General features: G+C 68.3%; 21 protein-coding genes, 2 tRNA genes and 1 other RNA gene. 9 read left to right on the forward strand and 15 right to left on the reverse strand.

The annotated features are described in order from the left end of the window. On the reverse strand, positions 1-1,077 hold the full coding sequence (locus FHU39_RS15895; protein WP_183321547.1) for an LLM class flavin-dependent oxidoreductase: 1,077 nt from the start codon (positions 1,075-1,077) through the stop codon (positions 1-3). 49 nt (positions 1,078-1,126) lie between these two features. Here FHU39_RS15895 and FHU39_RS15900 point away from each other — a divergent pair, with 49 nt between their 5' ends. After that, complete coding sequence (locus FHU39_RS15900; RefSeq protein ID WP_183321548.1) at positions 1,127-2,647, forward strand: purine-cytosine permease family protein; 1,521 nt, start codon at positions 1,127-1,129, stop codon at positions 2,645-2,647. A 123-nt stretch (positions 2,648-2,770) separates the two neighbouring features. Here FHU39_RS15900 and FHU39_RS15905 read toward each other — a convergent pair whose 3' ends face one another. The 8 genes from FHU39_RS15905 to FHU39_RS15940 form a co-directional block, all read right to left on the reverse strand. Continuing rightward, positions 2,771-4,159 carry an alpha-hydroxy-acid oxidizing protein gene (locus FHU39_RS15905; RefSeq protein WP_183321549.1) on the reverse strand — a complete coding sequence of 463 codons (1,389 nt, stop codon included), beginning with the start codon at positions 4,157-4,159 and terminating at the stop codon, positions 2,771-2,773. Then, positions 4,160-5,689, reverse strand: coding sequence for an AMP-binding protein (locus tag FHU39_RS15910; protein WP_183321550.1), 1,530 nt, complete (start codon positions 5,687-5,689; stop codon positions 4,160-4,162). A gap of 72 nt (positions 5,690-5,761) precedes the next feature. Continuing rightward, a complete protein-coding gene (locus tag FHU39_RS15915) occupies positions 5,762-6,730 on the reverse strand; it encodes a DUF2332 family protein (protein ID WP_183321551.1) in 969 nt (322 codons plus the stop codon). Positions 6,731-6,781: 51 nt separating this feature from the next. Further along, positions 6,782-7,561: an amino acid ABC transporter ATP-binding protein gene (locus FHU39_RS15920; protein ID WP_183321552.1), complete on the reverse strand. Its 780-nt coding sequence runs from the start codon at positions 7,559-7,561 to the stop codon at positions 6,782-6,784. Next, positions 7,558-9,003, reverse strand: a complete 1,446-nt coding sequence (locus tag FHU39_RS25020) for an ABC transporter permease subunit (RefSeq protein ID WP_183321553.1) — start codon at positions 9,001-9,003, stop codon at positions 7,558-7,560. The genes FHU39_RS15920 and FHU39_RS25020 overlap by 4 nt, the downstream gene beginning before the upstream one ends. An 86-nt stretch (positions 9,004-9,089) precedes the next feature. Then, the gene (locus FHU39_RS15930) at positions 9,090-10,148 is read right to left on the reverse strand and encodes an aspartate-semialdehyde dehydrogenase (RefSeq protein WP_183321554.1); all 1,059 of its coding nucleotides are present in this window, start codon (positions 10,146-10,148) and stop codon (positions 9,090-9,092) included. A gap of 2 nt (positions 10,149-10,150) precedes the next feature. Continuing rightward, a complete protein-coding gene (locus tag FHU39_RS15935) occupies positions 10,151-11,191 on the reverse strand; it encodes an aspartate-semialdehyde dehydrogenase (RefSeq protein ID WP_183321555.1) in 1,041 nt (346 codons plus the stop codon). Beyond that, a complete protein-coding gene (locus tag FHU39_RS15940; RefSeq protein WP_183321556.1) occupies positions 11,188-12,459 on the reverse strand; it encodes an aspartate kinase in 1,272 nt (423 codons plus the stop codon). Before FHU39_RS15940 ends, FHU39_RS15935 begins: the two co-directional genes overlap by 4 nt. 203 nt (positions 12,460-12,662) lie before the next feature. On the opposite strand from FHU39_RS15940, the gene FHU39_RS15945 reads away from it, so the two are divergent. After that, a complete protein-coding gene (locus FHU39_RS15945; protein ID WP_183321557.1) occupies positions 12,663-13,544 on the forward strand; it encodes a phosphatase PAP2 family protein in 882 nt (293 codons plus the stop codon). 58 nt (positions 13,545-13,602) lie between these two features. On the opposite strand, the gene FHU39_RS15950 is transcribed toward FHU39_RS15945, so the two are convergent. The 4 genes from FHU39_RS15950 to FHU39_RS15965 all read right to left on the reverse strand — a co-directional run bounded on the left by FHU39_RS15950 (position 13,603) and on the right by FHU39_RS15965 (position 18,412). Beyond that, positions 13,603-14,178: a DUF5063 domain-containing protein gene (locus FHU39_RS15950; RefSeq protein ID WP_183321558.1), complete on the reverse strand. Its 576-nt coding sequence runs from the start codon at positions 14,176-14,178 to the stop codon at positions 13,603-13,605. Then, a complete protein-coding gene (recR, locus tag FHU39_RS15955) occupies positions 14,171-14,770 on the reverse strand; it encodes a recombination mediator RecR (protein WP_183321559.1) in 600 nt (199 codons plus the stop codon). Before recR ends, FHU39_RS15950 begins: the two co-directional genes overlap by 8 nt. Positions 14,771-15,077: 307 nt before the next feature. Further along, positions 15,078-15,755 (reverse strand): lysophospholipid acyltransferase family protein, encoded by a 678-nt coding sequence (locus FHU39_RS15960; RefSeq protein WP_183321560.1) that lies wholly within the window; start codon positions 15,753-15,755, stop codon positions 15,078-15,080. Further along, complete coding sequence (locus tag FHU39_RS15965; protein ID WP_343065939.1) at positions 15,755-18,412, reverse strand: DNA polymerase III subunit gamma and tau; 2,658 nt, start codon at positions 18,410-18,412, stop codon at positions 15,755-15,757. The genes FHU39_RS15960 and FHU39_RS15965 overlap by 1 nt, the downstream gene beginning before the upstream one ends. Before the next feature lie 209 nt (positions 18,413-18,621). On the opposite strand from FHU39_RS15965, the gene FHU39_RS15970 reads away from it, so the two are divergent. Next, positions 18,622-20,223: a hypothetical protein gene (locus FHU39_RS15970; RefSeq protein ID WP_183321562.1), complete on the forward strand. Its 1,602-nt coding sequence runs from the start codon at positions 18,622-18,624 to the stop codon at positions 20,221-20,223. Between the two features lie 29 nt (positions 20,224-20,252). Here the strand turns inward: FHU39_RS15970 and ffs are convergent. Next, positions 20,253-20,351: signal recognition particle sRNA small type (gene ffs, locus FHU39_RS15975), an RNA gene on the reverse strand. Between the two features lie 96 nt (positions 20,352-20,447). On the opposite strand from ffs, the gene FHU39_RS15980 reads away from it, so the two are divergent. Both FHU39_RS15980 and FHU39_RS15985 read left to right on the forward strand, forming a co-directional pair. Beyond that, positions 20,448-20,535 (forward strand) — tRNA-Ser (locus FHU39_RS15980). A 169-nt stretch (positions 20,536-20,704) separates the two neighbouring features. Continuing rightward, positions 20,705-21,520: a LytR C-terminal domain-containing protein gene (locus tag FHU39_RS15985; RefSeq protein ID WP_183321563.1), complete on the forward strand. Its 816-nt coding sequence runs from the start codon at positions 20,705-20,707 to the stop codon at positions 21,518-21,520. An 8-nt stretch (positions 21,521-21,528) separates the two neighbouring features. On the opposite strand, the gene FHU39_RS15990 is transcribed toward FHU39_RS15985, so the two are convergent. Then, entirely contained in the window at positions 21,529-23,088 is a 1,560-nt protein-coding gene (locus FHU39_RS15990; RefSeq protein ID WP_183321564.1) for a helicase HerA-like domain-containing protein, read from the reverse strand. A gap of 73 nt (positions 23,089-23,161) precedes the next feature. On the opposite strand from FHU39_RS15990, the gene FHU39_RS15995 reads away from it, so the two are divergent. The 4 genes from FHU39_RS15995 to FHU39_RS16010 all read left to right on the forward strand — a co-directional run bounded on the left by FHU39_RS15995 (position 23,162) and on the right by FHU39_RS16010 (position 26,639). Next, the gene (locus FHU39_RS15995) at positions 23,162-23,455 is read left to right on the forward strand and encodes a type II toxin-antitoxin system VapB family antitoxin (RefSeq protein ID WP_183321565.1); all 294 of its coding nucleotides are present in this window, start codon (positions 23,162-23,164) and stop codon (positions 23,453-23,455) included. Then, positions 23,452-23,982 (forward strand): LytR C-terminal domain-containing protein, encoded by a 531-nt coding sequence (locus FHU39_RS24740; RefSeq protein ID WP_183321566.1) that lies wholly within the window; start codon positions 23,452-23,454, stop codon positions 23,980-23,982. The genes FHU39_RS15995 and FHU39_RS24740 overlap by 4 nt, the downstream gene beginning before the upstream one ends. Positions 23,983-24,123: 141 nt before the next feature. Next, positions 24,124-24,213 (forward strand) — tRNA-Ser (locus FHU39_RS16005). A 143-nt stretch (positions 24,214-24,356) separates the two neighbouring features. Further along, entirely contained in the window at positions 24,357-26,639 is a 2,283-nt protein-coding gene (locus FHU39_RS16010) for an FdhF/YdeP family oxidoreductase (RefSeq protein WP_183321567.1), read from the forward strand. The last annotated feature ends 60 nt before the right edge of the window (positions 26,640-26,699 follow it).

The following is a 26,699-nucleotide window of genomic DNA, read 5'->3' on the forward strand; positions in this document are numbered from 1 at the left end:
TCACTGCGCCGGGGCCGGTGTCGCGGCGAGCGCAGGGTCGTCGCCCTCGACCGGGCCCGTGGTGTTGGGCCGCCAGCCGAGCGCCGGCGCGACGTGCTCGGCGAACGCCTGCAGCACGTGCAGGTTGTAGTCGACGCCGAGCTGGTTCGGGATCGTGAGCATGACGGTGTCGGCCGCCATCACCGCGGCGTCGCCCCGCAGCTGCTCGATCAGCTTGTCGGGGGCGTCGGCATACGTCTTGCCGAACGTCGACCGGTAGCCGTCGATGATGCCGACCTGGTCGCTGTCGCGGGCGCCACCGAAGTATGCCGCGTCACGCTCGTCGACGATCGGGAAGATGCTGCGCGACACCGAGACGCGGGGTCGGCCGGTGTGCCCGGCGGCGACATACGCGGCCCGGAAGCGGTCGATCTGCTCGCGTTGCAGGTCGGCGAACGACGCGCCGTTCGCCTCGGTGAGCAGCGTGGACGACATCAGGTTGAGGCCGAGATTGCCCACCCACTCTGCGGTTTCGCGGGTGCTGGAGCCCCACCAGATGCGGTCGCGCAGTCCCGCGGAGCGCGGCTCGATCCGCAACCGGATGCCGGGCATGGTGCGCTGCGGGTCGGCGTCGACCAATCCCGCGCCGTCGATGGCCGCCAGGAAGGTCGCGAACTTGTCGCGGGCGACGTCCGCGCCGCGCGGGTCCTGGGCACCGGTGTAACCGAACGCCTCGTAACCGCGCACCGCCGTCTCGGGTGAGCCACGGGAGATGCCGATCGCGAGCCGCTGGTCGCTGAGCAGGTCGAGCGCGCCGAGCTCCTCGGCGAGCTGCAGCGGGTTCTCGTAGCGCATGTCGATGACCCCGGTGCCGACCTCGATGTGCTTCGTGCGCGCGGCGATCGTCGACAGCAGCGGGATCGGGGAGGACAGCTGCCGCTCGAAGTGGTGGACCCGGAAGTAGGCGCCGTTGACGCCGATCTCGTCGGCACCGACGCCGATCTCGGCCGACTGCTTCAGCGCGCTCGCCGCGTCCTGCGTCTGCGAGCCGGGAACCCGGCCGTAGTGGCCGAAACTGAGGAATCCGAAAGCTTTCATACAAATTTGAACAATTGCGGCTCGCCTGCTGTTCCCGCATGCTCCAGCAATGAGCGATTCCCAGCAGGAGGTGCGCCGCCTCGGCGTGGAGACCACCGGTATCGAGATCATCGAGGAGTCGGAACGGACGGCGCAGCCGCGCGATCTGTTCTGGCCGTGGTTCGCCGCGAACGTGTCCGTCTTCGGCATCTCCTACGCCGCCTTCGTGCTCGGCTTCGGGATCTCGTTCTGGCAGTCGGTCGTGGTGGTCGTCGTCGGCGTCGTGGTGAGCTTCGCGCTGTGCGGTCTCATCGCGCTGGCCGGCAAACGCGGGTCGGCACCGACGATGATCCCGTCGCGGGCGGCGTTCGGGGTCACCGGTCAGAAGGTCCCCGGCGTGATCAGTTGGCTGACCTCGATCGGCTGGGAGACGTTCCTGACCATCAACGCCACGCTCGCCACCGCAACGGTGATGCACAAGCTCGGCTGGGGCGGCGGCACCGCGACCAAGATCATCGCCTGCATCATCGTGGCCGCACTCGTCGTGCTCGCATCGGTCGCGGGCTATCACATCATCATGCGGTTGCAGTCCTGGCTGACCTGGATCACCGGCGTCATCACGGTCGTCTTCATGGTGGTCGCCGCCTCGCACATCGAGTGGTCGAAGGTCTCGGCGCTGCCGTCGGGCAGCTGGCAACAGACCATCGGCGCGCTGGTGATGGTGATGACCGGGTTCGGCCTGGGCTGGATCAACATCGCCGCCGACTGGTCGCGCTACCAGCGACGGGACGCATCGGGCGGTCAGATCGTCGCCTGGAACACCTTCGGCGGCGCCATCGCACCGGTCATCCTGGTGATCTTCGGGCTGCTGCTCGCCGGCTCCGACGACAAGGTCGCGAACGGCATCCTCGACAACCCGATCGGCGCGCTCGCCGACATCCTGCCCACCTGGTTCCTGGTGCCCTTCCTCATCGCCGCCATCCTGTCGCTCGTCAGCGGCGCGGTCCTGGGCATCTACTCCTCGGGGCTCACGCTGCTCTCGCTCGGGGTGCGGATCCCGCGGCCGTCGGCTGCCCTCGTCGACGGCGTGATCCTCACGCTGGGAACGATCTACGTGGTGTTCGTCGCCGAGAGCTTCGCGAGCCCGTTCCAGTCGTTCCTGATCACTCTCGGGGTGCCGCTCGCGTCCTGGGCGGGCATCATGATCGCCGACATCGCACTGCGCAAGGGCTCGTACGCCGAGGACGATCTCTTCGACACCAGCGGCCGCTACGGCGCGTGGGACTGGACCGCGATCGGCACACTGGTCGTCACGTCGGTGATCGGCTGGGGTCTGGTGGTCAACAACTTCGCGCAGGACGCCTCGTGGAACAACTGGCAGGGCTATCTGCTGCATCCCCTCGGCCTCGGCACGTATGACGCGAAAACCGCGTCGTGGAGCGGCGACTGGGCATACGCGAACCTCGGGGTCCTCGTCGCGCTCGTGCTGTCGTTCGTTGCGGCATACATCCTGCAACGCGGCAAGATCGCACGCCAGGAGGCGGCTGGCTCCGACACCACTGACGACAAGACCACGACAGTGGACGCGTGACACAGGACGCACACCCCCTCACCGAAAGGCTCAGCAACGATCGACAGGCTCAGAAATATCGGCGAATCCGGGCGAGCCTGGCGGGCATTACTGAGCCCCTCGGTGCGTATGTGAGCCTGTCGGTCATGGGTGGGCGAGGCAGTCGCGGGTGATCCCGGCGATCGACGCGACGCCGGAAAGGCCCATCGTCAGGTCGAGTTCGGCGAGCAACCGCTCCATCACCGCCTGCGCTCCGGCCGCTCCGTCGAGTGCGAGACCGAAGAGCCACGGCCGGCCGACGAGGACCGCGGATGCGCCGAGTGCGAGCGCCTTGAAGATGTCCGCACCACCGCGTATGCCGCTGTCGAAGAGCACCGGCACCCGGCCGTCGACGACCGGCGTGATCGCGGCGAGTGCGTCGAGGGACGCGACTGCTCCGTCGACCTGACGACCGCCGTGGTTCGAGACGATGATGCCGTCCACCCCGTGATCGAGTGCAGCGCGCGAGTCCTCCACTGCCTGAATCCCTTTGAGTATGACGGGCAGTCGCGTCCAGTCGCGCAGTTTCGCCAGCTGCTCCCAGGTGAGGCCCGGGCAGGGGAACACGTCCAGGAAGGTCTCCACCGCGGCGCGTGGTAGCGGTGACCGGAGGTTGTCGCGGAAGCGACTCAGACCGCGCGCCGAGTAGTCCGGAGCCTGCGGAGGACGTATCGAGGCGTAGTGGCGGGCGATCGAGATGAGAGTCCGGATGGCGGCGGGTGTGGGGCGCTGGTGCGGAATCACGGGGTCTCGATACGGCTCGGCTAGCGCCTCGCCTACTCGACCCGCAACACCCGCCTCGCCTACTCGACCTGTTTGACCGACGCGGTCACGCACCAGTTGCTGGAAGACCGGGTCGGAAAGGTACTGCGCGATACCCTGCCCGCGCGCGAAGGGCAGGTAGCCGAGATCCAGATCCTTGGTCCGCCAGCCGAGCAGGTGCGTGTCGAGCGTGACGACGATCGCCTGGGCGCCCGCCTTCTCCGCCCGCTGCACCAGCGACCTCGCCAGCTCGTCATTGTTGCTCCAATACAGCTGGTACCACATCGGATTGCCGCCGAGCTCCCGCACGGTGTCCTCCATCGGCACCGAGCCCTGGGTCGAGAGCACCATCGGCAGCCCAAGGGCGCGGGCCGCCCGCGCCACCGCGAGCTCCGCGTCCCGGTGCGCCATCTCCAACACACCGATGGGCGCGAACAGCACCGGCGCCGGCAGGTCGTGACCGAAGAGGCTCACGCCGAGCGAGCGCTCCGACACATCCCGCAACATCCGCGGAACGATCGGGAACCGTTGGAAAGCATCCCGGTTCGCGGCATCGGTCCGCTCCTGCCCGGCGCTGCCCGCGACATACGCCCACGCCTGGCGACTCATCCGCCGCCGCGCCGCGGCATACAAGGCGGACGGTTTGACCGGGACCTTGGGCTTGTGCCCGTACGCGCCGGCGCTGTAGATCGCACCCTGGACCGCGCGGCCGATCCCGGTGAGGTCCCGCACTCAGTTGACCTGCTTCTCCGAGTCCGCCCAATACGGTTGCCGCAGCTTGAATTTCTGCAGCTTACCGGTCGCGGTACGCGCCAGCTCGCTGCGGAACTCCACCTTCTTCGGCACCTTGTACCCGGCGAGCGACTGCCGGGCGTGCGCGATCAGGTCGTCCTCGCTCACGTCCGACTCGGCGACCACGAGAGCGGTCACCAGTTCACCCCACTTCTCGTCCGGTATGCCGATCACCGCGACCTCACGCACCGCGGGATGCGACATCAGGACGTCCTCCACCTCGATCGAGGAGACGTTCTCACCACCGGAGATGATCACGTCCTTCTTGCGGTCGGCGATGACCAATGCACCGTCGTCGAGATATCCACCGTCACCGGTGTGGAACCAGTTGCCCGCCAACGCCGCCGCGGTCGCCTCGGGGTTGTCCCAGTACGCCTCCAGGTTGTGGTTGCTCTGCGCGAGCACCTCTCCGCTCTCGTCGATGGCGAGCCGCACACCGACGGCCGGGTATCCGGCGCGACCGAGTTTGCGCGCCTGGTCGGTGGGCGACAGCTCCTCCCATTCGGAGCGCATGCGGCTCATCGTGAGCACCGGTGCTGTCTCGGTCAGCCCGTAGATCTGGATGAACTCCCAGCCGAGGTCCTCCCGCACCCGTTCGATGGTGCGCGTCGGCGGTGGCGCGCCGGCGACCACGATCCGAGTGCGGTCCCGCCCGGGGATCGGGCCGTCCCAGTCACGCGCCGCATCCAGCGCCGCCGCAACGACGGCGGGTGCGGCACACATCAGGGTCACGCCCTGGTCCCGCACCCGGCGCAGGATCTCCGCGCCGTCGACCTTGCGCAGCACGACGTGTCGCCCGCCCATGCCGGTCACCGCGAACGGCATACCCCAGCCGTTCGCGTGGAACATCGGCAGTGTGTGCAGGTAGACATCCTCATCGGAAACGCTTGCCTGCCAACCGAACACGGTCGCGTTCAGCCAGTTGTTGCGGTGCGTCAGCTGCACACCCTTCGGGCGGGCGGTCGTGCCGGAGGTGTAGTTGATCGTCGCCGTGGCGTGCTCGTCGCCCTCCCAGGGCCGCGGTTCCGCAGTGGACCCCCACACCTCGTCGTCGGACTCCCCGAGCAGGAACTTGCGCTCACACTCGACCTCGTCGAGCAGGTTCTTCAGCTCCGGGTCGACCATCAGCACCTCGGCACCGGAGTGCTGGACGATGTATTGGACCTCGGGCACCGACAGGCGGAAGTTGACCGGCACCAGGATGCGGCCGTAGCCACTCACCCCGTAGAACGACGTCAGCAGGCGGGCACTGTTGTGCGACACGACCGCAACCCGGCCGCCGACCGGGACACCCAACGCGTCCAGTCCCGCGGCCTGCGCACGGGCCAGCTGAGCCATCCGCCGGTAGGTGATCTCACCTCCGTCGAACGGCGCCGCGGGTTGGTCGGGTTCGTCGACGGCCGCGACACGGTCGCCGTAGACCGTCTCGGCGCGATCGAGGAAATCACGGACGATGAGTGGGAATTCCATCGGCAGCCTCCAAATCGGGATGCCGCCATTCTTGCCACCTCAGCTGTATGGCGCCAGGGATCCGCGCAGAAGCTACGCCAGCCGCACGATCTCGGCGTGCAGCTCGCCGGCCCGGTAGTGCGCCAGCCGGGTCGCCCGGGCAGCGGGTTCGGCGTCGCGCAGCTCGGGCGCGTGACTGACCGATCGCAACACACCGACCGTCTCATCCGCGATCCAGATCCCCTCCGCGTGCCGAGCGCTCATCAGCACGTCCATCAGCCCGCGGTTGTCGACCGAGCACAGGAAGGACGAGCCGAACACGACCGGCAACCGTCCGAAGCCGAAACCCTCCGACGCCACGACCTCGAAGGCGTTACGACGCGAGACCACGATGTCCTGCTCGTCGACCAGCCGTGCCGCGCGGCGCATGCGTTCCTGAGCGGCGACCTGGTCGGGCTCGAGCAACGACAGCATGCGGTCGAGCACGCCCTCGGCGCGCGGGTCGAGCGGGTGCAGGTCGTACCCGCGCCGGGCCACGATGTGGTGCCCGGCGAGCAGGTCGGGCTCGAACGAGTCCGCGACGAGCTCGAAGCCGGCCGCCGCGCCGACCGCGACCAGTTCGAGCGTGACCGGCCCCGCGAAGGCGTCTCGCAGGTACTGGTCTGCGAGTTGCAGCATCCGCACTCCCGTTGCGGGATCGTTCAGCGGCACCGGCTCCTCCTGCAACAGCCGCCCGATCGGACCCCTGCGGTCCCGCAGCCGTTCGGTCCACAACTGGTAGGAGCGGTTGTCCGGCGGCAGCGTGCCGTCGAGCACCGGGAAGTATGCCGCCAGCGGCTTGTCGCGCCCGGTGCGCCGGAGGTCGAGGCTGGTCGCGCGCAACAGGTGCTGAGCGGCCCGCCAGTCGCCGAAGTCCAGCCCGTATGCGGTGAACGCCGTGAAGGTCCGGTCGTCGGTGCCGGTCTCGGCGCCGGCGAGCGCGCACCAGCGACGATAGAGCGGGCCGGAGAAGCGTTCGGCGGCAGCGGCGAACGCCGCGCGGCAGTCGGCGAGGACGGTCATGATCACGCCAATGTAACCGGGGCAGAGTGGGCTTCGCGCGGCCGCTCGGCGTCATACCTCCAGGAGGCGGTGCAGGAACGTGCGGGTGCGCTCCTGCTGCGGATCGTCGATCACCTCGGCGGGGGCTCCGCGCTCGACCACGAGACCACCGTCGATGAACAGCACCTGGTCGGCGACATCCCGCGCGAAACGGATCTCGTGGGTCACCAGGACCATGGTGCGGCCCTCGGCCGCCAGCCCGCGGATGACCTCCAGCACACCGCCGACGAGCTCCGGGTCGAGGGCCGATGTCGGCTCGTCGAAGAGCAGCAGGTCCGGCTCGAGTGCGAGCGCCCGCGCGATGCCGACCCGTTGCTGCTGGCCGCCGGACAGCTGGGACGGGTACTTGTCGGCGTGCTCGGCGAGTCCGACCTTCGTGAGCAGCTCCCGCGCCTCGTCGTTCGCCTGATCGGTCCGCTTGCCCTGCACCACGATCGGACCCTCGGTGACGTTCTGCAACGCCGTGCGGTGCGGGAAGAGGTTGTGACTCTGGAACACCATGCCGCTGCGGGCCTGGTAACGACGGATCAACTCCCGGTCCGAGGACTTCAGCCGACCGTTCCGCGATGACCTCAGCTTCGCGAAATCGACTGTTACGTCACCGATCCGGATGATGCCGCTGTCCGGGCGTTCGAGTGCGTTCAGGCCGCGCAACAGGGTCGTCTTGCCCGATCCGGAGGGCCCGATGATCACGGTCACCGTCCCCTTGGGCACGGTGAACGAGACGTCCTTGATGACCTGGTGGTCACCGAACTTCTTGGCCACCGAGGTGGCTTCCAACAAGTCATTCATGCGATGACATACCTGTTCAGTCGGGTCTCGAGACGACCTTGGAATCCGTTGAGAACGAAGCAGATCACCCAGTAGTAGACGGCTGCCGCGGAGTACAGCGCGAAGTAGCTGTAGGTCGGGGCGGCCGCGATCTGGGCCTGGTGGAACAGATCGAGGGCCAGGATGACGGAGGTGAGAGACGTGTCCTTGACCAGCGACAGCAAGGTGTTGCCCAACGGCGGCACGGCGATCCGTGCGGCCTGCGGCAGCACGACCCGGCGCAGCGACGTCCGATAGCCCATGCCGATCGTCTCGGCCGCCTCCCACTGGCCCCGTGGGACCGAGGAGATCGCCGAGCGGACGATCTCTGCGCCGTACCCACCGACGTTGAGGCTCAGGGCGATGACCGCCGAGAAGAACGTCGAGAACTTCACCCCGATCTCGGGCAGCCCGTAGAAGACGATCACCAGTTGCACCAGCAGTGGAGTGCCTCGGATGATCGAGATGTAGATCCGGGCGATCCAGGAAAGGACCAACACGCTGGACCGCCGCAGCAGCGCCACGACGACGGAGATGATCAGGCCGATCACGAAACTGACTGCGGTCAGCGGGATCGTGGTCTTGAGGGTGGCCTGGAGCATCGGCCACGCGTTGTCCTTGACGAGCTGCCAGTCGCTGGTCGTCGACTTCTGCTCCGACTTCGCACCGAAGTACTTGTCGTAGATCTGCTGCAGCGAACCGTCCTGCCGCATCTGGGCGATCTGCTTGTTGATCGCCGGCATGTAGCCGCTGCCCTTGCGGGCCGCGAAGACCGACTCGCTCTTGTCGTCAGTGGTGGCAACGATTTTCACGCTCTTGTTGCCGGTGGTGTTCAGGTAGTTCTTGACCGCGAGCTGATCGTTGACCATCGCGTCCACCCGTCCCTGGGTCAGCGCGGCGACCGCCTTGTCCATGGCGTCGACGCCGACGACGGTGGCGCCCGCCTGCTTCGCGGTCTGCGCCCAGTTGCTGGTGATGTTCTCGGCCGCGCGCTTGCCCTTCAGGTCGGCGAGCGACTTGATGGTCGTGTTGTCGGACTTCACCACCAGGACTCCGGTGGTGGTGATGTATGGCGCGGACAGGTCGTACTTCGCCGCCCGCTCCGGATTGCGCGTGACTTCGTTGGCGACCAGATCGATCCGCTTGGACTGCAGCGCCGCGAACATCGAATCCCATTGGGTTTCGACGAATTCGATCTTGACACCGAGTCGCTTGCCGATGGCGGTGATGAGGTCGACGTCGAAACCGGTCAGCTTGTCGGAACTGTCGTGATAGCTGAACGGCGGGTAGACGCCTTCGGTGCCGACGCGCAGCACCGGCGGCAGACCCGTCCCGGAAGGCTTCTGCGGCGCCGCCACTGCCGCGGGCGTCGCCAGCGCGCCCAAGCCGAGGAAGAGCGTGGCGAGCAGCGCAGCGGAGCGCATCAATAATAATCGAACCTTATGCACTACCAAAGCCTACGATATGGAATCTCGGGCCGCGAAGTCGCGCACCGACGAACCGGTGAGAGTCAGACGGTCAGCTCCGCGATCTGCAGCAGGTTGAGCGCCGAGCCCTTGCGCAGGTTGTCCGCGCAGATGAACAACTCGATCGAGTTCGGGAAGCCCTCGCTGCGCCGCACGCGGCCCGCGAAGATCGGGTCGGCACCGACCACGTCCACCGGCGTCGGCCATGCGTCGTCGAGCGAGTTGGCCGAATCGTCCAGCACCACCACGGAATTGGACGACTCGGTGAGGATCCGCACGGCATCGTTGCGGTCGGTCTCGGCTGCGAACGTCGCGTGCAGGGACACCGAGTGAGTCCGCACCACGGGCACCTGGACGCAGGTCACCGCAACCGGCAGGTGCGACACCCGCAACAGCCGGCGCAGTTCGTCGCGCACCGCGCTCTCGGTGGTCGTTGCGCCCTGGTCCGCTTCGTCGCCGACCCACGGGATGACGTTGAACGCCACCGGCGCGAGGAACGGTGACGACCCGAGGTCGGACAGCATCCGTCGCACGTCCCCGGGTGACTGACCCACGCTCTGGTTGCCGGCCAGCTCCATCGTCTCGTCGTACAACCGGAGGGCGCCGGCGACACCGGCGTCCGTGACGGCCTGGAAGGTCGTGATGACGGCCGAGGTCAACTGCCAAGCACTGTGCAGCGAGTGCAGCGCACCGACCATCATCAAGGTGGCGGCGCTCGGGCTGGCGACGATCCCGGACGCCGGCTCCTTCGCCGCGTCCGGGTTGATCTCCGGCACCACGAGCGGCACGTCCGGCGTGAGGGTGAAGTTGCCGGAGCTGTCGACCACGGTGGCGCCGGCCTCGACGGCGATCGGTGCCCATTTCGCGGCGACCGCCGCCGGCACCGCCATGACGACGACGTCCACCCCGCGGAACGAATCGACACTCAGCTCCCGGACGACGGTGTCCTTCCCGAGGATCGACACCCGGCGACCGGTCGACCGGCTGGACGCGATCGGGCGGATCTCACCCCAGATGTCATCCCGGGTGGGCAGCAGGGACAGCAGCGACAGCCCGACGACGCCGGTCGCCCCGACGACTGCGAGTGTGGGCTTGCCCGCCATGGTCAGCGCCCCGCGGCGATGACCTCGGCGATCTGGATCGTGTTGAGGGCAGCACCCTTCCGCAGGTTGTCACCGGAGACGAAGAGCACCAGTCCCTTGCCGTCCGGCACGGACTGGTCCTGCCGGATGCGCCCGACATACGACGGGTCCTTGCCGGCCGCCTCCAACGGGGTCGGCACATCGGTGACCACGACCCCGGGTGTGTCGGACAGCAACTCGCGCGCCTCGTCGGGGGTGATCGCCCTGTCGAACTCGGCGTGGATCGCCAGCGAGTGGCCGGAGAAGACCGGCACCCGCACGCAGGTGCCCGCAACCGCGAGGTCCGGCAGGTCGAGGATCTTGCGCGACTCGTTGCGCAGCTTCTGCTCCTCGTCGGTCTCCCCGCTGCCGTCCCCGACGACGGACCCGGCCATGGCGAGCACGTTGTAGGCGATGGGGGCGACATACTTCTTCGCCGGGCCGAGCTCGACGGCCTCCCCGTCGTGCGCGAGTCCCTCGAGGTTGCCCTCGACGCCCTGGCGGATCTGCCCGGCCAGCTCCTCGACACCGGCGATGCCCGACCCTGAGACGGCCTGGTAGGTCGCCACGATCAGCCGGCGCAGCCCGGCCGCGTCGGTCAGCGGCTTCAGCACCGGCATCGCAGCCATCGTGGTGCAGTTCGGGTTGGCGATGATGCCCTTCGGGGTGTTGGCGATCTGCTGCGGGTTGACCTCGGAGACGACCAGCGGGACCTCGGGGTCACTGCGCCACGCGGACGAGTTGTCGATGACCGTGACTCCGGCCGCGGCGAACCGGGGGGCCTGCTCCCGGGAGGTCGCACCACCGGCGGAGAAGATCGCGATGTCCAGACCGGCCGGGTCGGCGGTCGACGCGTCTTCGACAACCAGTCGCTTGCCCTGCCAGTCGATCTCACGGCCGGCCGAGCGTGCCGAGGCGAACAGGCGCAACTCGGCCACCGGGAAGTTGCGCTCCGCGAGCAGCTTGAGCACGACCCCACCGACCTGGCCGGTGGCGCCGACGACGCCGACGTTCAATGCATTCATCGTCCGGTACCTCCGTAAACCACTGCTTCACCGTCACTGGAATCCAGGCCGAACGCCGTGTGCACCGCACGCACCGCGTCGTCCAGCAGGTCACCCCTGGTGACGACCGACACCCGGATCTCCGAGGTCGTGATCATCTCGATGTTGATGCCGGCGTCGGCCAGTGCCTGGAAGAACGTGGCCGAGACGCCGGGGTGGCTGCGCATGCCGGAGCCGATGAGCGACAGCTTGCCGATCTGGTCGTCGTACTGCAGCGACTCGAAGCCGAGCGCGTCCTTGGCGTCCTGCAGCGCCTGGACGGCACGCTGGCCGTCGGTCTTGGGCAGCGTGAACGACACATCGGTCTTGCCGGTGGCGACCGCCGAGACGTTCTGGACGATCATGTCGATGTTGACCTGCTGCTGCGAGATCAGGTTGAAGATCGCCGCGGCGCTGCCCGGCGTGTCCTTGACACCGACGACCGTGATCTTGGCCTCGCTGGGGTCGTGCGCGACACCGGCGATGATCGGGGCTTCCACGTCGTCTTCTCCTTCGACTGCTGGGTAGACCCAGGTGCCCTCGCGGTAGCTGAACGACGAGCGCACATGGATCGGCAGGTTGAACCGTCGGGCGTATTCGACGCACCGCAACATCAGGACCTTGGCGCCCGACGCGGCCATCTCCTGCATTTCCTCGTTGCTGATGCGGTCGACCTTGTGGGCCGTGGGCACGATGCGCGGGTCCGCGGTGAAGATGCCGTCGACGTCGGTGTAGATCTCGCAGACATCGGCATTCAACGCGGCGGCGAGCGCCACGGCCGTGGTGTCGGAGCCGCCACGGCCCAGCGTGGTGATCTCCTTGGTGTTCTGGCTCACGCCCTGGAAGCCGGCGACGATCACGATGTGGCCCTTGGCGAGCGCATCGGTGATCCGGCCGGGCGTGACATCGATGATGCGGGCCTTGCCGTGGGCGTCGTCGGTGATCACCCCGGCCTGGGAGCCGGTGAACGACCGAGCGGAGTCGCCGAGGTTGGCGATCGCCATGGAGACCAGGGCCATCGACATGCGTTCACCGGCCGTGAGCAGCATGTCGAGCTCCCGCTCCGGCGGGGCGGGCGAGACCGCGTCGGCGAGGTCGAGCAGCTCGTCGGTCGTGTCACCCATCGCGGAGACGACGACGCATACCTGGTTGCCGGCCTTGCGCGTGTCGACGATGCGTCGTGCGACCCGCTTGATGCTTTCGGCGTCGGCGAGCGAGGAGCCGCCATACTTCTGGACCACGAGAGGCACTGCTCGAGCTTCCCTTCGGGGGACGTCATGGGCGGGGATGCCGATTCTACCGGCGGCTCCTCCCCCAGATTTCGTCGCCCGTATGGCGGAATGTCCGTCCACCTTCTGGACGCACGTTCAGGGCGGCCCGGTAACCACCCGGTGAACACACCGTGATCGGGAGGCAATTTCGAGCTGTGAGACATCAGTGACAGACTTGATGTGTGTCGAGTAGTAGGGAAGGGGTCGGCGACCTCACTGTCTCACAGCGTCGCGCCGAGTCCGGCCCGGCGCTGCTACCCGTTGCGTGGCGAGCGTACCGTCCGCCGCGCTGGTGGTTCGAGATCATCCTGATCGTCGTACTCGACGCCGTCTACGAGCATCTGCGCGACCTCGTCCCCCTGCGCGAGCACGAGGCCTACGCGCGGGGCTGGGACCTGTTCCACTTCGAGCAGCACCTCGGCTTCGACATCGAGCTCACCCTCAACCGGTTCGTGATGCACCACCACTGGATCGCCCAGGCCGCGAACTACGGCTACGCAACCTTCGCTGTCCCGGTGATCGGGGTGCTGGTCTGGCTGTTCATCTGGCACCGTCGCGTCTACAAGACCGCACGAAGCGTGCTCGCCTTCACTACGATCCTCGGGCTGATCGGCTTCTGGCTCTTCCCGACGGCGCCACCGCGCTTGCTGAACGGCGCCGGGTTCGTCGACACCACGGTCTATTTCCATACCATCGGTTCGTGGGGCAGCCGCACGGTGAGCGAGCACTCCAACCTCTTCGCCGCCATGCCGAGCCTGCACTGCGCGTGGGCCCTGTGGGTCGGGCTGTCGCTCTTCTTCGTCGCGCGACATCGGCTGCTGCGCGCACTTGGTGTCCTCTACCCGCTCTGGACGTTGTTCCTCGTGATGGCGACGGCCAACCACTACATTTTCGACGCGCTCGCCGGCTACTTCTGCGTCGCGGTCTCGGTCGTGGCGGTCTGGCTGCTCTTCGGCCACCAGCCGTGGTCACCGGCGCGCGACAAGGAGGAGCTGACGCGCCTCCACCACGCGAAGGACGCGGCACAACCGTCCGAGGGAGACCGGGCGCCGTCCGCGGTCTGACGCATGGCGGGCGAGTAGGTCGCTACCGTCGTCACTTCCTCGCGGCCCAGGATCCGGCTCAGGGGTGCAGTGCCTCGAACTCCGCATCGGCGACCGTCTCGTCGTCGGCGTCCAGCCGCAGGTGCGCCAGGATCGTCTGTACGACGCGCAGCGCCGCCGACGAACGCACACCCCACTGCGACAGGTAGCTGAACTGCCACCACCACAGCGCCTCGGTCAGCCGACCGTGGTCGAAGTGGGCCAGGCCGTGCTCGAGCGCGCCGACGATATCGGCGAGGTCGTCGGAGAGGGCGCCGCGGGCCGGTTCCACGGAGGTCATCGGGTCGACGACGTCGGCGTAGTCGTCGATGCCGTCGAGCATGTTGGCCAGGCCCATGCGCAGCGCGTCGAGGTTGCTCTCCGGGCCCGGGTCGGCTTCGTACCGCTCCTCCGGCACGACATCCTGTATGGCGCCCAGCCGGGCACCGGCGACCTGCAGTTGTGCCAGCATCAGCAGCATCAGGGGCAGCGCGGCGTCGGGCGCCGAACCGGCGGCCAGTTGGCGCACCGACTCGCAGAACGCGCGCGCGTCCTGGGCGGTCTCCGCCGCCAGCGTGCCGACCTGCAGGGCTTCGGCGTCAGGTGTCTCAGGCATCGACAACTCTCCGTCCTTCGAATGCGCGACCGAGGGTCACTTCGTCGGCATACTCCAAGTCTCCCCCGACGGGCAGGCCGGAAGCCAGGCGGGTGACGCGCAGTCCCATCGTGCGCAGCAGCCGCGACAGGTAGGTAGCGGTGGCCTCACCGTTCAGGTTGGGGTTGGTGGCCAGGATGACCTCCTCGATCGGCTCCTCGCCGAGGCGCCGGACCAGCTCGGTGATCTTCAGGTCGTCCGGCCCGATGCCGTCGATCGGGCTGATCGCCCCGCCGAGCACGTGGTAGCGGCCGCGGAACTCGCGGGTCCGCTCGACCGCGACGACGTCCTTGGGCTCCTCGACCACACAGATCGGCGTGTCGTCGCGGCGTGGGTCCTGGCAGATCCGGCAGAGGGTCTCCTCGGCGACGTTGAAGCACCGCTCGCAGAAGCGCACCTTCTCGCGGACGACGGCCAGCACCTCGGTCAGCCGGGCCACGTCGGCGGGGTCGGCCTGCAGCAGGTGGAACGCGATGCGCTGCGCCGACTTCGGACCCACCCCCGGCAGCTTGCCGAGCTCGTCGATCAGGTCCTGGACCACACCCTCATACACAGTTCACGAGCCTAATCCTCGGGCGCGACACCACCGCCATCGACGCTCCCACCCGCAGGCCGGAAGCCTCGCGGACGGGTCGACACCGGCACATCGGGTAGCACAATTGGCTGGTAGGCCCTTGTTAGGGTGCCGGGATGTTGGCTGATCTGTTGTACGTCGCCGCTCCGCGTGACGACGTCGTCGAGATCGCGCATCTGTCGTCGGCTGGGACCAACCGGACTGGACGCTGCTCGGTTATCGGCGCGGCCGCACCCGCCGTCGCTTCCACTCTCGCTCGACTGACCCCCCGCGAGGGCGAGACTCGCTACCCGGCCGGGCGTTCGTTGTATGACGACGCGCGCTCCTGGCCGGACAACTGCGCGATGGCGTCCATGATCCGGTCTGTCGCCACGCGCCGGGCCTTGCCGGCCGGCATCGACTTGAACTCCTCGCCGAAGGTGAGCGGCGCGCCGAACTTCACCGTGACCTTCGCCAATCGCGGGACGTTGGTGCCGATCGGCTGGACCTCCGGGGTGCCGATGACCCCGGTCGGTACGACGGGCACACCCGCCTCCATCGCGAGGTGGGCAACCCCGACCCGGCCCCGGTAGAGCCGGCCGTCGCGCGAACGGGTGCCTTCGGGGTAGATGCCGAACGCCTCACCTTCCCGTAGCACCCGCAGCGCCTGGTCGAGCGAGTTGACCGCGGCGCGCGAGTCCTCCCGCTCCACCGGGATCATGCCCATGGCGTTGAACCAGCTCCTGGACGCGACCCCTTTGACACCCTTGCCGGTGAAGTATTCGACCTTCGCCAGGAAGACCACCTTGCGTGGCGCGACCAGCGGGATCACGACGCTGTCGATGAAGGACAGGTGGTTGCTCGCGATCAGCACGCCGCCGGTCCGGGGCACGTTGTCCCTGCCCTCGACCTGCGGGCGCCACACCGCCCGCAGCAACGGGGCAACGGTCATCCGCGACAGCGGGTAGAGGGGCCCGCCACCCATCAGTCCACCTGCTCGTCGATCACGGTGGCGCCGAGCACCGCCTGCATCACCGGAAGCCCCACCGGACCCGGGTCGTCGACGTCCTCGTCGTCCATCGACTCCGCAATCTCCTCCTCGGGCTTCGGCTTCGCCTGCGCGACGGAGCGGTCCGGAGCCGCAGGGTTCTCGGCGGTCGCCCACTCCGGTGGCGGAGCGTTGACCGAACCCCAGCCGCCGCCGGTGTCCGTCGTGCCGGAACCTGCCGACAGGCCGGCCTGGGCGAGCGCCTCGGCGGCCCGGGACCGACGCGAGGGAGGTGCGGCGTCGCGGGTGCGGTCGCTCGGCCCGTCAACCGGCGGTGGGATGTCCTGGGCCGGGGGCTGCCGGTCGGTCTGCGGTGCGGCCGGTGCCGACGCGTCATCGGGCGGTCCGGGCGCACGGCCGGGCCCGTCATCCGGCTCCGGCGGGAGGTTGGGAGCCGGCGCGCCCGAGTCGGGTCGTGCCGTCACCCGGGCACGTATGCCGAGCGCGTCGAACAGTGCCGCCGCCACCACGTCCGGGTGCGGTGGTCGCTCGACCGCCTGCGCCAGCCCGGGGCTGCTGGTGCCCAGCACCAGCGTCTCGCCGTCGAAGTCGGCCACGTGCGCGTGCTGGCTCAGCAACGTCCAGGTGACCCGCTTGGCGCGCGCGATGCGCTCCAGCACGTCCGGCCACGCACGGCGTACGGCGTCCGTCGTCACCGCGCCCGACGGTGCCGCCTGTTGTGGCGCACCCGCGCCGGCCGAGGCGGCACCCGCGCTGGTCGAGCCCGCTCCTGCGCCGGTCGAGCCCGCTCCTGCGCTGGTCGAGTAGGGCGAGGCGCTAGCCGAGCCCGTATCGAGACCCGCGGGACCTCGATGCGCGGCTCGTTCCTCGCCGCTTACTCGGCCACCGCTGCCTTGCTCCTGCCCCACTCGGGGCGAGGCGCCAGCCGAGCCCGCTCCCGCGCTGGTCGAGTAGGGCGAGGCGCTAGCCGAGCCCGTATCGAGACCCGCGGGACCTCGATGCGCGGCTCGTTCCTCGCCGCTTACTCGGCCACCGCTGCCTTGCTCCTGCCCCACTCGGGGCGAGGCGCCAGCCGAGCCCGCTCCCGCGCTGGTCGAGTAGGGCGAGGCGCTAGCCGAGCCCGTATCGAGACCCGCGGGACCTCGATGCGCGGCTCGTTCCTCGCCGCTTACTCGGCCACCGCTGCTTTGCTCCTGCCCCACTCGGGGCGAGGCGCTAGCCGAGCCCGCTCCCGCGCTGGTCGAGTAGGGCGAGGCGCTAGCCGAGCCCGCTCCCGCGCTGGTCGAGTAGGGCGAGGCGCTAGCCGAGCCCGTATCGAGACCCGCGGGACCTCGATGCGCGGCTCGTACCTCGCCGCTTACTCGGCCACCGCTCGGGTGCCCGGCTTGGTCCTCGCCGCTTACTCGGCCACCGCTCGGGTGCCCGGCTCGTTCCTCGCCGCTTACTCGGCCACCTCCCATGGCCGGGGGGCCGCCGATGTCCATACGGCGCTCGAGGCGGTCCAGGCGGGCGGCATACCCCTGCTCACCGGAGACGGCAGGCAACAGCACCCGCGCACAGATCAGCTCCAGTTGCAGCCGCGGGCCGGTGGCGCCGGTCATCTCGGACAGCCCGGTGTTGACGATGTCGGCGGCGCGCGACAGCTCCCCCGGCCCGAACGAGGCCGCCTGCTGCCGCATCCGGTCCAGCTGGTCCTCCGGCACACCACGCAACACCTGCGCGGCACCGTCCGGCACCGCGGCGATGACGATCAGGTCGCGCAGTCTTTCCAGCAGGTCTTCGATGAAACGCCTTGGGTCGTGGCCGGATTCGACCACCCGGTCGATCTGCCGGAAGACGGCGCCGCTGTCGCGTGCGCCGAGCGCGTCCACCGTCGCGTCGAGCAACTCACCGTCGGTGAAGCCGAGGAGGGCGGCGGCCCCGGCATACGTCAGCCCCTCCTCACCCGACCCGGCGATCAGCTGGTCGAGCACCGACAGCGAGTCACGCACCGACCCGGCACCCGCCCGCGTCACGAACGAGAGGACACCCGGCTCGACGGCCACACCCTCGGCGTCGCACAACTGCTGCAGGTAGTCGGTCAGCCGCGCCGGCGGCACCAGCCGGAACGGGTAATGGTGGGTGCGCGACCGGATGGTGCCGATGACCTTCTCCGGCTCGGTCGTCGCGAAGACGAACTTCACGTGCTCCGGCGGCTCCTCGACGATCTTCAACAGCGCGTTGAAGCCCTGCGGCGTCACCATGTGCGCCTCGTCGATGATGTAGATCTTGTAGCGCGCCTGCGCGGGGCCGTATGACGCCCGCTCGCGCAGGTCACGCGCGTCGTCGACACCACCGTGACTCGCGGCGTCGATCTCGATGACGTCGACCGTGCCGGACCCACCGCGCGACAGCGCGACACACGACTCACACACCCCGCACGGCGTGGGCGTCGGCCCCTGCTCGCAGTTGAGGCAGCGGGCCAGGATCCGTGCCGAGGTCGTCTTACCGCACCCGCGCGGCCCGCTGAACAGGTAGGCGTGGTTGACCCGCCCGGTGCGCAGGGCCTGCATCAGCGGCTCGGTCACGTGCTCCTGGCCGATCACGTCGGCGAAGGTCTCGGGCCGGTAGCGGCGGTACAGCGCGGTCGTCACGACTCCGACTCTATTCGCCCTCGCCCACACGCGTGATGGGTCCGTGGCGTCCGGTCGGAACCCGCCGGTCATATCCCGCGCGGAAAGCCACCGGAGAGTGCGACGATGGAGGTACCGGGCGCCGTTGATCAGCTCGCCAGACCTCACGGGCGCCGGTCCCAGGGGCACGGTCAGGGGTCGATCAGGCGGCGGAAGGGGCCGTGGGAGTCATGCTTTCGTGGCGTCGGCTGCGCACGCCGACGGCCTTGGCAACCGCGTGCGCGGTCGTGTTCGCGCTGCTCTACATCTTCTGGACGCCCCAGGTGCCGGACCTCGCCGCACAGGTCGCCCGCGCCAAGGTCGCCCGCGTCGGTGGCTCCCCGGTGTGGTGGGGCGGCTGGTTCGGGGGCATCACCCTGCCCAACTACAGCGCCCTGGTCCCCTTCTCGATGGCGACCGTCGGCATCCGGCTGACCGGCGTCATCGCCGTGGTGGTCAGTGCGTATGGCGGGGCGCTGCTCGTCGCGGGCGCGCCGCGGCCCCGTGCGGGCGCGGTCGCGATCGCGCTGGCCCAGGCCGCCGATCTGCTGAACGGCCGGGTCACGTTCACGGTCGGCGCGGCGCTCGGGATCTGGGCGCTGGTCGCGTTGCGTCACCGGCACGAGAAGTCCGCGATCGTCCTGTCACTGCTGTCCTTCCTCGCCTCCCCGCTGGCCGGCTTCTTCGTCGGCATGATCGCCGCGGTGGTCGCGCTGTCGCGCCCCGAACGCCGGCGCACCGCGGGCATCTGCGCCGGCATACTCCTGCTCGCCGGAATCGCAATGGCGGTCCTCTTCCCCGGCACGGGCAAGATGCCGTTCCCGATCACCGACGCGGCGCCGGCGCTGCTGTCCTGCGTGGTGGTGTTCGGGGTGTGCCATCACAAGCTGATCCGGGCGACCGCCGCGGTCCTCGCCGTGTCCTTCATCCCCCTGCTGATCGTCCCGCTCGCCATCGGCAGCAACGTGACTCGGCTGGCCTGGCTGGCCGCGGTGCCGGCGGTCGTGGCGTATGCCGAACTGCGCCAGTCGCTCGTCACCGCCTGCGCGGTGATCGTGGCGATCTGGCCGATGAGTGACCTGGTCAACCAGTTGACCCTGGCCCACCAGCCGTCCAGCAACTACGTCTTCTACAAGCCGCTCGCGACCGCGCTGAAGACGGATCAGCAACGGTTGGGACCGAAGGTGATCGGGCGGCGCGTCGAGGTCGTCGACACCAAGAACCACTGGGGGTCGGCATACCTCACGTCGTTCTCCCTGGCACGCGGCTGGGACCGGCAGGCGGACAAGGCGGACAACCCGATCTTCTACCAGCCGCAGAAGCTCAACCCGGTGAGTTACCGGCAGTGGCTGGACTCACTCGCCGTCGGCTGGGTCGCGGTCCCGAAGGCGCCGATCGACTACGCGTCCAAGGACGAGGCCGAACTGGTGCTCGGCGGGCTCCCCTACCTCAAACTGACCTGGAGCAACTCCGACTGGCGACTCTTCCGGGTGATCAACCCGGCACCCCTCGCAACCGGCGCGAAGGTGAGCACCATCGACGCGCACGGCGTCGTGCTGAACGCGACGGCGAACAAGACGATCGACCTGAAGGTCCGCTATTCGGCGTATGTCGGCGCCAGCGACCCGGTCACCAAGAAGCCGCTTCCGGCCTGCATCGTGAACAATCAGGGCTGGCTCCGGGTCACCGTGCCGGACAGCGAGCGCATCCGACTGTCCAGCGATTTCGCGCCGGTGCGGTCCACCCCACCCGGCTGCGCCACCCCCAGCAACTCGCCGACTGCGACGCCGTGACTCGGCCGTCGTAGGGACTCCCGATCGGGAAAAAAGAACCCCTCGCGCACCTGGAAGAGCTCTCCTACCCTTGCTGCATTCCTGCCCTGGGGGAGTTCGGAGAGGTACCACCGCACGAGGGGTCCGGCGCCAACTGTAGAACACACCGGGCCGTCATACGCAATCGAGACCGGTCGTCCGGTGCCGATTCGGTGTCCGGGCGATGAACGGGTATTCTCCTGCGCGGAGGATTCGCATAGTGGCCTAGTGCGCACGCTTGGAAAGCGTGTTGAGTGAAAGCTCTCAGGGGTTCGAATCCCCTATCCTCCGCCAACTGGTCGCGCGTATGCCGATCGCGCCGAATACGACGCGCTTGGCATGCCCGGGATCCTCCCGCCGAATGCTGTGACCGACCCGCAACCGTGGGGTGCTCGGGTTCCCAAGGTCCACCACTCATACTGTGTGTCGACAGAGTTCGTTTGGGGCGCACAGGGTGGGCACGATGGGATTGACCGGCACACGCGCGGTGGGAGTTGCTGCGGCCGTGGCGCTCGCGCTCCCACTGCTGGCCGGGTGCACCAGCTCCGGCCCGGACCGTGCCGCAACCTCCAGTTGCAGTGCGTCGATCGCGACGCCGACGATGAAGATCCCGCTGAGTTCCATCCACGCCAACGTGTGGAACGCCAGTGGCGAGACCGGGATGGCCGCGACCGTCTCCTCGCAGCTGAGGTGGCGTGGCGTCCAGATCATCGCGACCGGCAACGACCCGAGCGCCGAGAAGGCACCCAAGTACGCCATCATCCGGTACGGCGCCAACGGCAGACAGATCGCGCTGACCCTTGCCGAGCAGGTCCAGCATGCGAAGCTCGAGCAGGACGACCGGACCGACCCCAGCGTCGACGTCGTGATCGGGTTGAAGTTCGCGCTGGTTCCCGTGCCACCGCCGCCGCCGTCGAAGATCACGATCAACGTGCTGAACGCCTACGTCATACCCGGCACGGCCACCGACATCGCCACCGAGATGCGCAAGCGTGGCTTCCACGTCGACAAGATCGGCAACGACACCTCGCACTTCTACCCCGACCACGCGGTCATCGTGCGCTACGGCGCGAAGGGTGAGCCGGCGGCCCGTCGAGTCGCGTTGCAGTTCAACGATGTCCGGATGGTTCAGGACAACCGCAAGAGCTCGACGGTCGATGTGGTGATCGGCAGCAAGTGGACGGACAAGGCCGTCGTCCCGGCAGCGCGGGCCACGCCGAAGCCGACCTCGCCATCACCGACAGCCACGTGCGCCCCGGCCACGTCGGCCGCCCGGTGACCGGCTGGTCAGCGCCGCTTGGCGACCCCGAAGATGCTGCGGGTGATCTCCCGGCCGACGACGGTGCCCGCTGACCGCATCAGCGACTTGAACGCCGAGGACTTCACCACCTGTTCGACCATGCTCGGCTCGTCCTTCTTCTTGGGCTCGGCCTTCTCCTTCGGCGCCGCCTGCGCGGACGCCTGCTTCTCGTCGGTTTCCTCCGGGGCGCTCGCGAGCTTCTTGTTGAGCATCTCGTATGCCGACTCGCGGTCGACTGCCTCCGAGTATTTCGGTGCGAGAGGTGATTTGGCGACGATGCCGTCGATCGTCGCCTCCGGGGACGGCGCCATCAACGACAGCGGGGCACGCATCCGGGTCCAGGCGACGGGGGTCGGCGCACCCTTCTCGGAGAGCACAGTGACGACGGCCTCGCCGGTCCCCAGCGAGGTGAGCAGCTTGTCTAGGTCGTAGTCGCTGGTCGGGAAGGTCTGCACGGTCGCCTTCAGCGCCTTGGCGTCGTCCGGGGTGAAGGCCCGCAGCGCGTGCTGCACGCGGTTGCCCAGCTGGGAAAGCACATCGTTGGGAACGTCTTTCGGCGTCTGGGTGACGAAGAAGATGCCGACGCCCTTGGAGCGGATCAGCTTCACCGTCTGCTCGATCGACTGCAGGAAGGCGTTGGACGCGTCGCTGAAGAGCAGGTGCGCCTCGTCGAAGAAGAACACCAGCTTGGGCTTGTCGGCGTCACCGACCTCGGGCAATTCGTGGAAGAGGTCGGCCAGCAGCCACATCAGGAAGGTCGAGAAGAGCGCCGGCTTGTCCTGCACACCGGGGAGCTCCAGGCACGTGACGACGCCCTTGCCGTCGTCCGTGGTGCGGGTCAGGTCCTTGGTCTCGAACTCCGGCTCACCGAAGAACGCGTCGGCGCCCTGGTCGGAGAACGCGATCAGGTTGCGGAGTATGACGCCGGCGGTCGACGCGGACAGGCCCCCGAGGCCTTTCAGGTCCGCCTTACCCTCGTCGGAGGTCAGGAACTTGATGACGGCCGTCAGGTCCTTGAGGTCCAGCAGGCTCAGGCCGCGCTTGTCGGCATAGTGGAAGACGAGTCCGAGCGACGACTCCTGGGTGTCGTTCAGGCCGAGGACCTTCGACAGCAGGGTCGGGCCGAACGACGTGATGGTCGCCCGGATCGGCACCCCCTTGCCCTGGCCGCCGAGGGAGAGGAACTCCGTGGGGAATCCCGTCGCCTCCCACTGCTCCCCGACGTCCTTGGCCCGTGCCTCGATCTTCTCGCCGCCCTCGCCCGGCGAGGCGATGCCCGACACGTCACCCTTGACGTCGGCGAGAAAGACCGGCACCCCGGCGGCCGACAGCTGCTCGGCCATCAATTGCAGGGTCTTGGTCTTGCCGGTGCCGGTGGCGCCGGCCACCAGGCCGTGCCGGTTCATCATCGAGATCGGCAGCCGGACGGGAGCATCCGCGTGTGCCGTGTCGTCGATGACTGCGGCGCCGAGCTCGACCGCCGCACCCTCGAAGGAGTAGCCATTCCTGATCTGTTCGAGCTGGTCGCTCGCCGTGGTATCGGTCACGTTGCCTGAGAATAGCCGCGCCACGCCCGAGTTCGAAGTGTTCCGCCCGGTGACGCGACCTAAGCTGTGCCTCGTGATCTTCAAGGCGGTGGGCGAGGGGCGGCCCTACCCGGATCACGGCCTGGTCAGTCCGAAGGACTGGCGAACCGTGTCACCCAGGGTCGTCCGCCTCGACGAACTCGTCACCATCAAGCGCACGCTCGACCTCGACACCTTGCTCTCGGAGGACTCTACGTTCTACGGCGACATCTTCGCGCACGTCGTGTCCTGGCAGGGCGACCTCTACCTCGAGGACGGCCTGCACCGTGCGCTGCGAGCGGCCCTGCAACAACGTCCCGTGCTGCATGCACGGGTCCTGGCGCTGTGAGCTACGTCCGCGAGGACGGCCTCGCCCAGGCCCGCCGCCGCCGGAAGCGCCGGTCGATCATCGTCCTGATCATCGCCGCGGCGCTCGTCGTGGGCGCCTTCGCCTATGCCCTCGGTTACATCAACACCTCGGGTTCCTCGGATCCGGCGGCTTCGTCGTGCGCCGTGACGACCACTTCGCCACCGCAGTCGATCTTCGTCCTCAACGTCTACAACGCGTCCTCGGACACCGGTGTGGCCAACCGCACCGCCACCGCCATGGAGTCGCACGGCTTCAACATCGGCACGATCAGCAACGACCCCTACAAGGAGTCGCTCTCCGGGGCGGGTCAGATCCGGTTCGGGCCGAAGGGTAAGAAGAACGCCGTCGAGTTCGTGAAGAAGTACCTACCCGGCGCCCAGTTGGTCCAGGACGGCCGGACCGACGACTCGGTCGACCTGGTCCTCGGGGACGACGCCCCGGTGATCAAATCGGCGCCCCCGACGACCGCCACTCCCCCGCCCGGCTGCGACAACGTCGTCCAGTGAGCAGGCGGTGGCGGTGGCCGAGCTCGTCGAGGTGGCCGAGCTCGTCGAGGTGGCCGAGCTCGTCGAGGTCCCGCGCCGGCCGAGCCTGTCGAGGTCCCGCTCATTTTGGCGTGAACGCCCGTGTCAGGTAGCCTCTTCGGCGGTGGCGTGTCCGAGCGGCCGAAGGTGCAACACTCGAAATGTTGTGTGGGGGCGACTCCACCGTGGGTTCAAATCCCACCGCCACCGCCAGATGTCTGAGGGGCCCGACAGCAGCTTGTCGGGCCCCTCAGACATTTTCGGATCCAGCGGGTGGGATCCGGGAGGTGCTGGCGGACCGCTCTCAACGACACGGACTACAGTCGCAATGGCGGTCGACGTCGAGGGAGTGCGCGATGGCATCGAACGAAGATCCGCGGGACGACTTGAAGGTCACCCCGCCGAAGCGGTGGGCCGCAGGGGTCCCGGCGGTGGCCCACGCGATGGAGTATTCGATCCACCAGGCCGGGCTGAAACGACCGGCGCTGACCTTGCTGAACCTCAATCAGGTCAACGGGATCGACTGTCCCGGGTGCGCGTGGCCCGACCCGGGCCATCGGCACAAGAACGAATACTGCGAGAACGGCGCGAAGCACGTCAACGACGAGGCGACCACCCGTCGTGTCCGTCGCGAGTTCTTCGCCGAGCACTCCGTCAGCGAGCTCGACGGCAAGTCGGACATGTGGCTCAACCACCAGGGCCGGCTGACCGAACCGATGATCAAGCGACCGGGTGCGACCCACTACGAGCCGATCACCTGGGACGGAGCCTTCGACGTCATCGCCGGTGAACTGCGAGGCCTGTCGTCGCCCGACGAAGCGCTGTTCTACACCTCAGGCCGGGTCAGCAACGAAGCCGCCTTCCTGTTCCAACTCTTCGCGCGCTCGTTCGGCACCAACAACCTGCCGGACTGCTCCAACATGTGCCACGAATCGAGCGGGTCGGGCCTCAACGAGACCATCGGGGTCGGCAAGGGCACCGTGTCGCTGGACGACATCTACGCCGCCGACCTGATCCTCATCGCCGGGCAGAACCCGGGGACCAACCATCCGCGCATGCTGTCGGCCCTGGAGAAGACCAAGCGCAACGGCGGCAAGATCGTCGCGATCAACCCGCTGCCCGAGGCGGGTCTGATCCGCTTCAAGAACCCGCAACAGCCGAGCGGCGTCGTCGGGCGCGGCATCGACATCGCCGACCAGTTCCTGAAGATCCGCCCCGGCGGCGACCTCGCGCTCTTCCAGATGCTCGGTCGTTTGCTGCTCGAAGCCGAGGACGCGGCCCCCGGACAGGTGCTGGACCACAAGTTCATCGCCGCGAACACCACGGACTTCGACAAGTTCGCCGAGCACGTGCGCTCGACCAGCTGGGACGACGTCCTGCGTGCCACCGGACTCGCACGCGAGGAGATCGAGGAGTTGCACCGACGGGTGCTCGAGAGCCGGTCCATCATCGTGTGCTGGGCGATGGGGATCACCCAGCAGAAGCACGGTGTGCCGACCATCCGCGAGATCGTCAACTTCCTGCTGCTGCGCGGCAACCTCGGGCGCCCCGGCGCCGGTGTGTGCCCGGTGCGCGGCCACAGCAACGTGCAGGGCGACCGCACCATGGGCATCTGGGAGCAGATGCCCGAGTCGTTCATGACCGCCCTCGGCGACGAGTTCGGCTTCACCCCGCCGGCGAAGCACGGCTTCGACTCGGTCGATGCCGTGCGGGCGATGCGCGACGGCGCCGCGAGCGTCTTCTTCGGCCTCGCCGGCAACTTCGTACGCGCCATGTCCGACAGCGACGTCACGGAGGAAGCGCTCCGCAAGTGCCGGCTCACCGTGCAGGTCTCGACCAAGCTGAACCGCTCACACACCGTCTGTGGGGAGACTGCGATCATCCTGCCGACCCTCGGGCGCAGCGATCGCGATCTCCAGGCCGGGGAGGAGCAGTTCGTCACGGTCGAGAACTCCATGAGCGAGATCAGCGCATCCCGCGGCCGACTCGAGCCCGCCTCCCCCGACCTGCTGAGCGAAGTCGCGATCATCTCGCGGCTTGCCCGTCATACGCTCGGCCCGGAGAACACGATCGACTGGGAGGGGTTCGAGGCCGACTACGACCGGATCCGCGATCACATCGCTCACGTCGTGCCCGGCTTCGAGGACTTCAACGCACGCATCAAGCAGGGCGGCTTCCGGCTGCAGAGCGCGGTCAACGAAGGCCGCTACCAGACAGCGAGCGGCAAGGCCGTCTTCACCTGCAACGACTTCGAGATGTCCGACGCCCCCAAGGGGTACCTGGTACTCCAGTCACTGCGCTCCCATGACCAGTGGAACACCATCCCCTACACGATGAACGACCGCTACCGCGGCATCCACAACGCTCGGCGGATCGTCATGGTGCACCCCGCCGACATCGCCGAGCTCGGTTTCGCCGACCGCGACCTGGTGGACATGGTCAGTGTGTGGACCGACGGGACCGAACGCCGCGCGGCGGGCTTCCAGGTGGTCGGTTACCCGGCGGCCCGTGGCTCGGCAGCGGCATACTTCCCGGAGGCCAACGTGCTGGTCCCCCTCGACAGCGTGGCGCACACCAGCAACACGCCGACGTCCAAGGGCGTCTACGTGCGTTTGGAGCCGGCCACCACGCAGGGCTGAGCTCGTCCCCTGCATCTGGCAGGAGGCTCGCGAGGTAAGAGCGAGCCGACGGCTCCCACC

This window comes from Flexivirga oryzae (genome assembly GCF_014190805.1).
Taxonomy (GTDB): Bacteria; Actinomycetota; Actinomycetes; order Actinomycetales; family Dermatophilaceae; genus Flexivirga; species Flexivirga oryzae.

Coding starts and splice junctions, on each gene's coding strand:
- FHU39_RS15970 (WP_183321562.1), top strand. CDS start 18,622: ATGCTTTCGTGGCGTCGGCTGCGCACGCCGACGGCCTTGGCAACCGCG.
- FHU39_RS15930 (WP_183321554.1), bottom strand. CDS start 10,148: ATGGCGGGCAAGCCCACACTCGCAGTCGTCGGGGCGACCGGCGTCGTC.
- FHU39_RS15895 (WP_183321547.1), bottom strand. CDS start 1,077: ATGAAAGCTTTCGGATTCCTCAGTTTCGGCCACTACGGCCGGGTTCCC.
- FHU39_RS15985 (WP_183321563.1), top strand. CDS start 20,705: ATGGGATTGACCGGCACACGCGCGGTGGGAGTTGCTGCGGCCGTGGCG.
- FHU39_RS15935 (WP_183321555.1), bottom strand. CDS start 11,191: ATGAATGCATTGAACGTCGGCGTCGTCGGCGCCACCGGCCAGGTCGGT.
- FHU39_RS15910 (WP_183321550.1), bottom strand. CDS start 5,689: ATGGAATTCCCACTCATCGTCCGTGATTTCCTCGATCGCGCCGAGACG.
- FHU39_RS15950 (WP_183321558.1), bottom strand. CDS start 14,178: ATGCCTGAGACACCTGACGCCGAAGCCCTGCAGGTCGGCACGCTGGCG.
- FHU39_RS15915 (WP_183321551.1), bottom strand. CDS start 6,730: ATGACCGTCCTCGCCGACTGCCGCGCGGCGTTCGCCGCTGCCGCCGAA.
- FHU39_RS15900 (WP_183321548.1), top strand. CDS start 1,127: ATGAGCGATTCCCAGCAGGAGGTGCGCCGCCTCGGCGTGGAGACCACC.
- FHU39_RS16010 (WP_183321567.1), top strand. CDS start 24,357: ATGGCATCGAACGAAGATCCGCGGGACGACTTGAAGGTCACCCCGCCG.
- FHU39_RS15920 (WP_183321552.1), bottom strand. CDS start 7,561: ATGAATGACTTGTTGGAAGCCACCTCGGTGGCCAAGAAGTTCGGTGAC.
- FHU39_RS25020 (WP_183321553.1), bottom strand. CDS start 9,003: ATGCGCTCCGCTGCGCTGCTCGCCACGCTCTTCCTCGGCTTGGGCGCG.
- FHU39_RS15960 (WP_183321560.1), bottom strand. CDS start 15,755: ATGGGTGGCGGGCCCCTCTACCCGCTGTCGCGGATGACCGTTGCCCCG.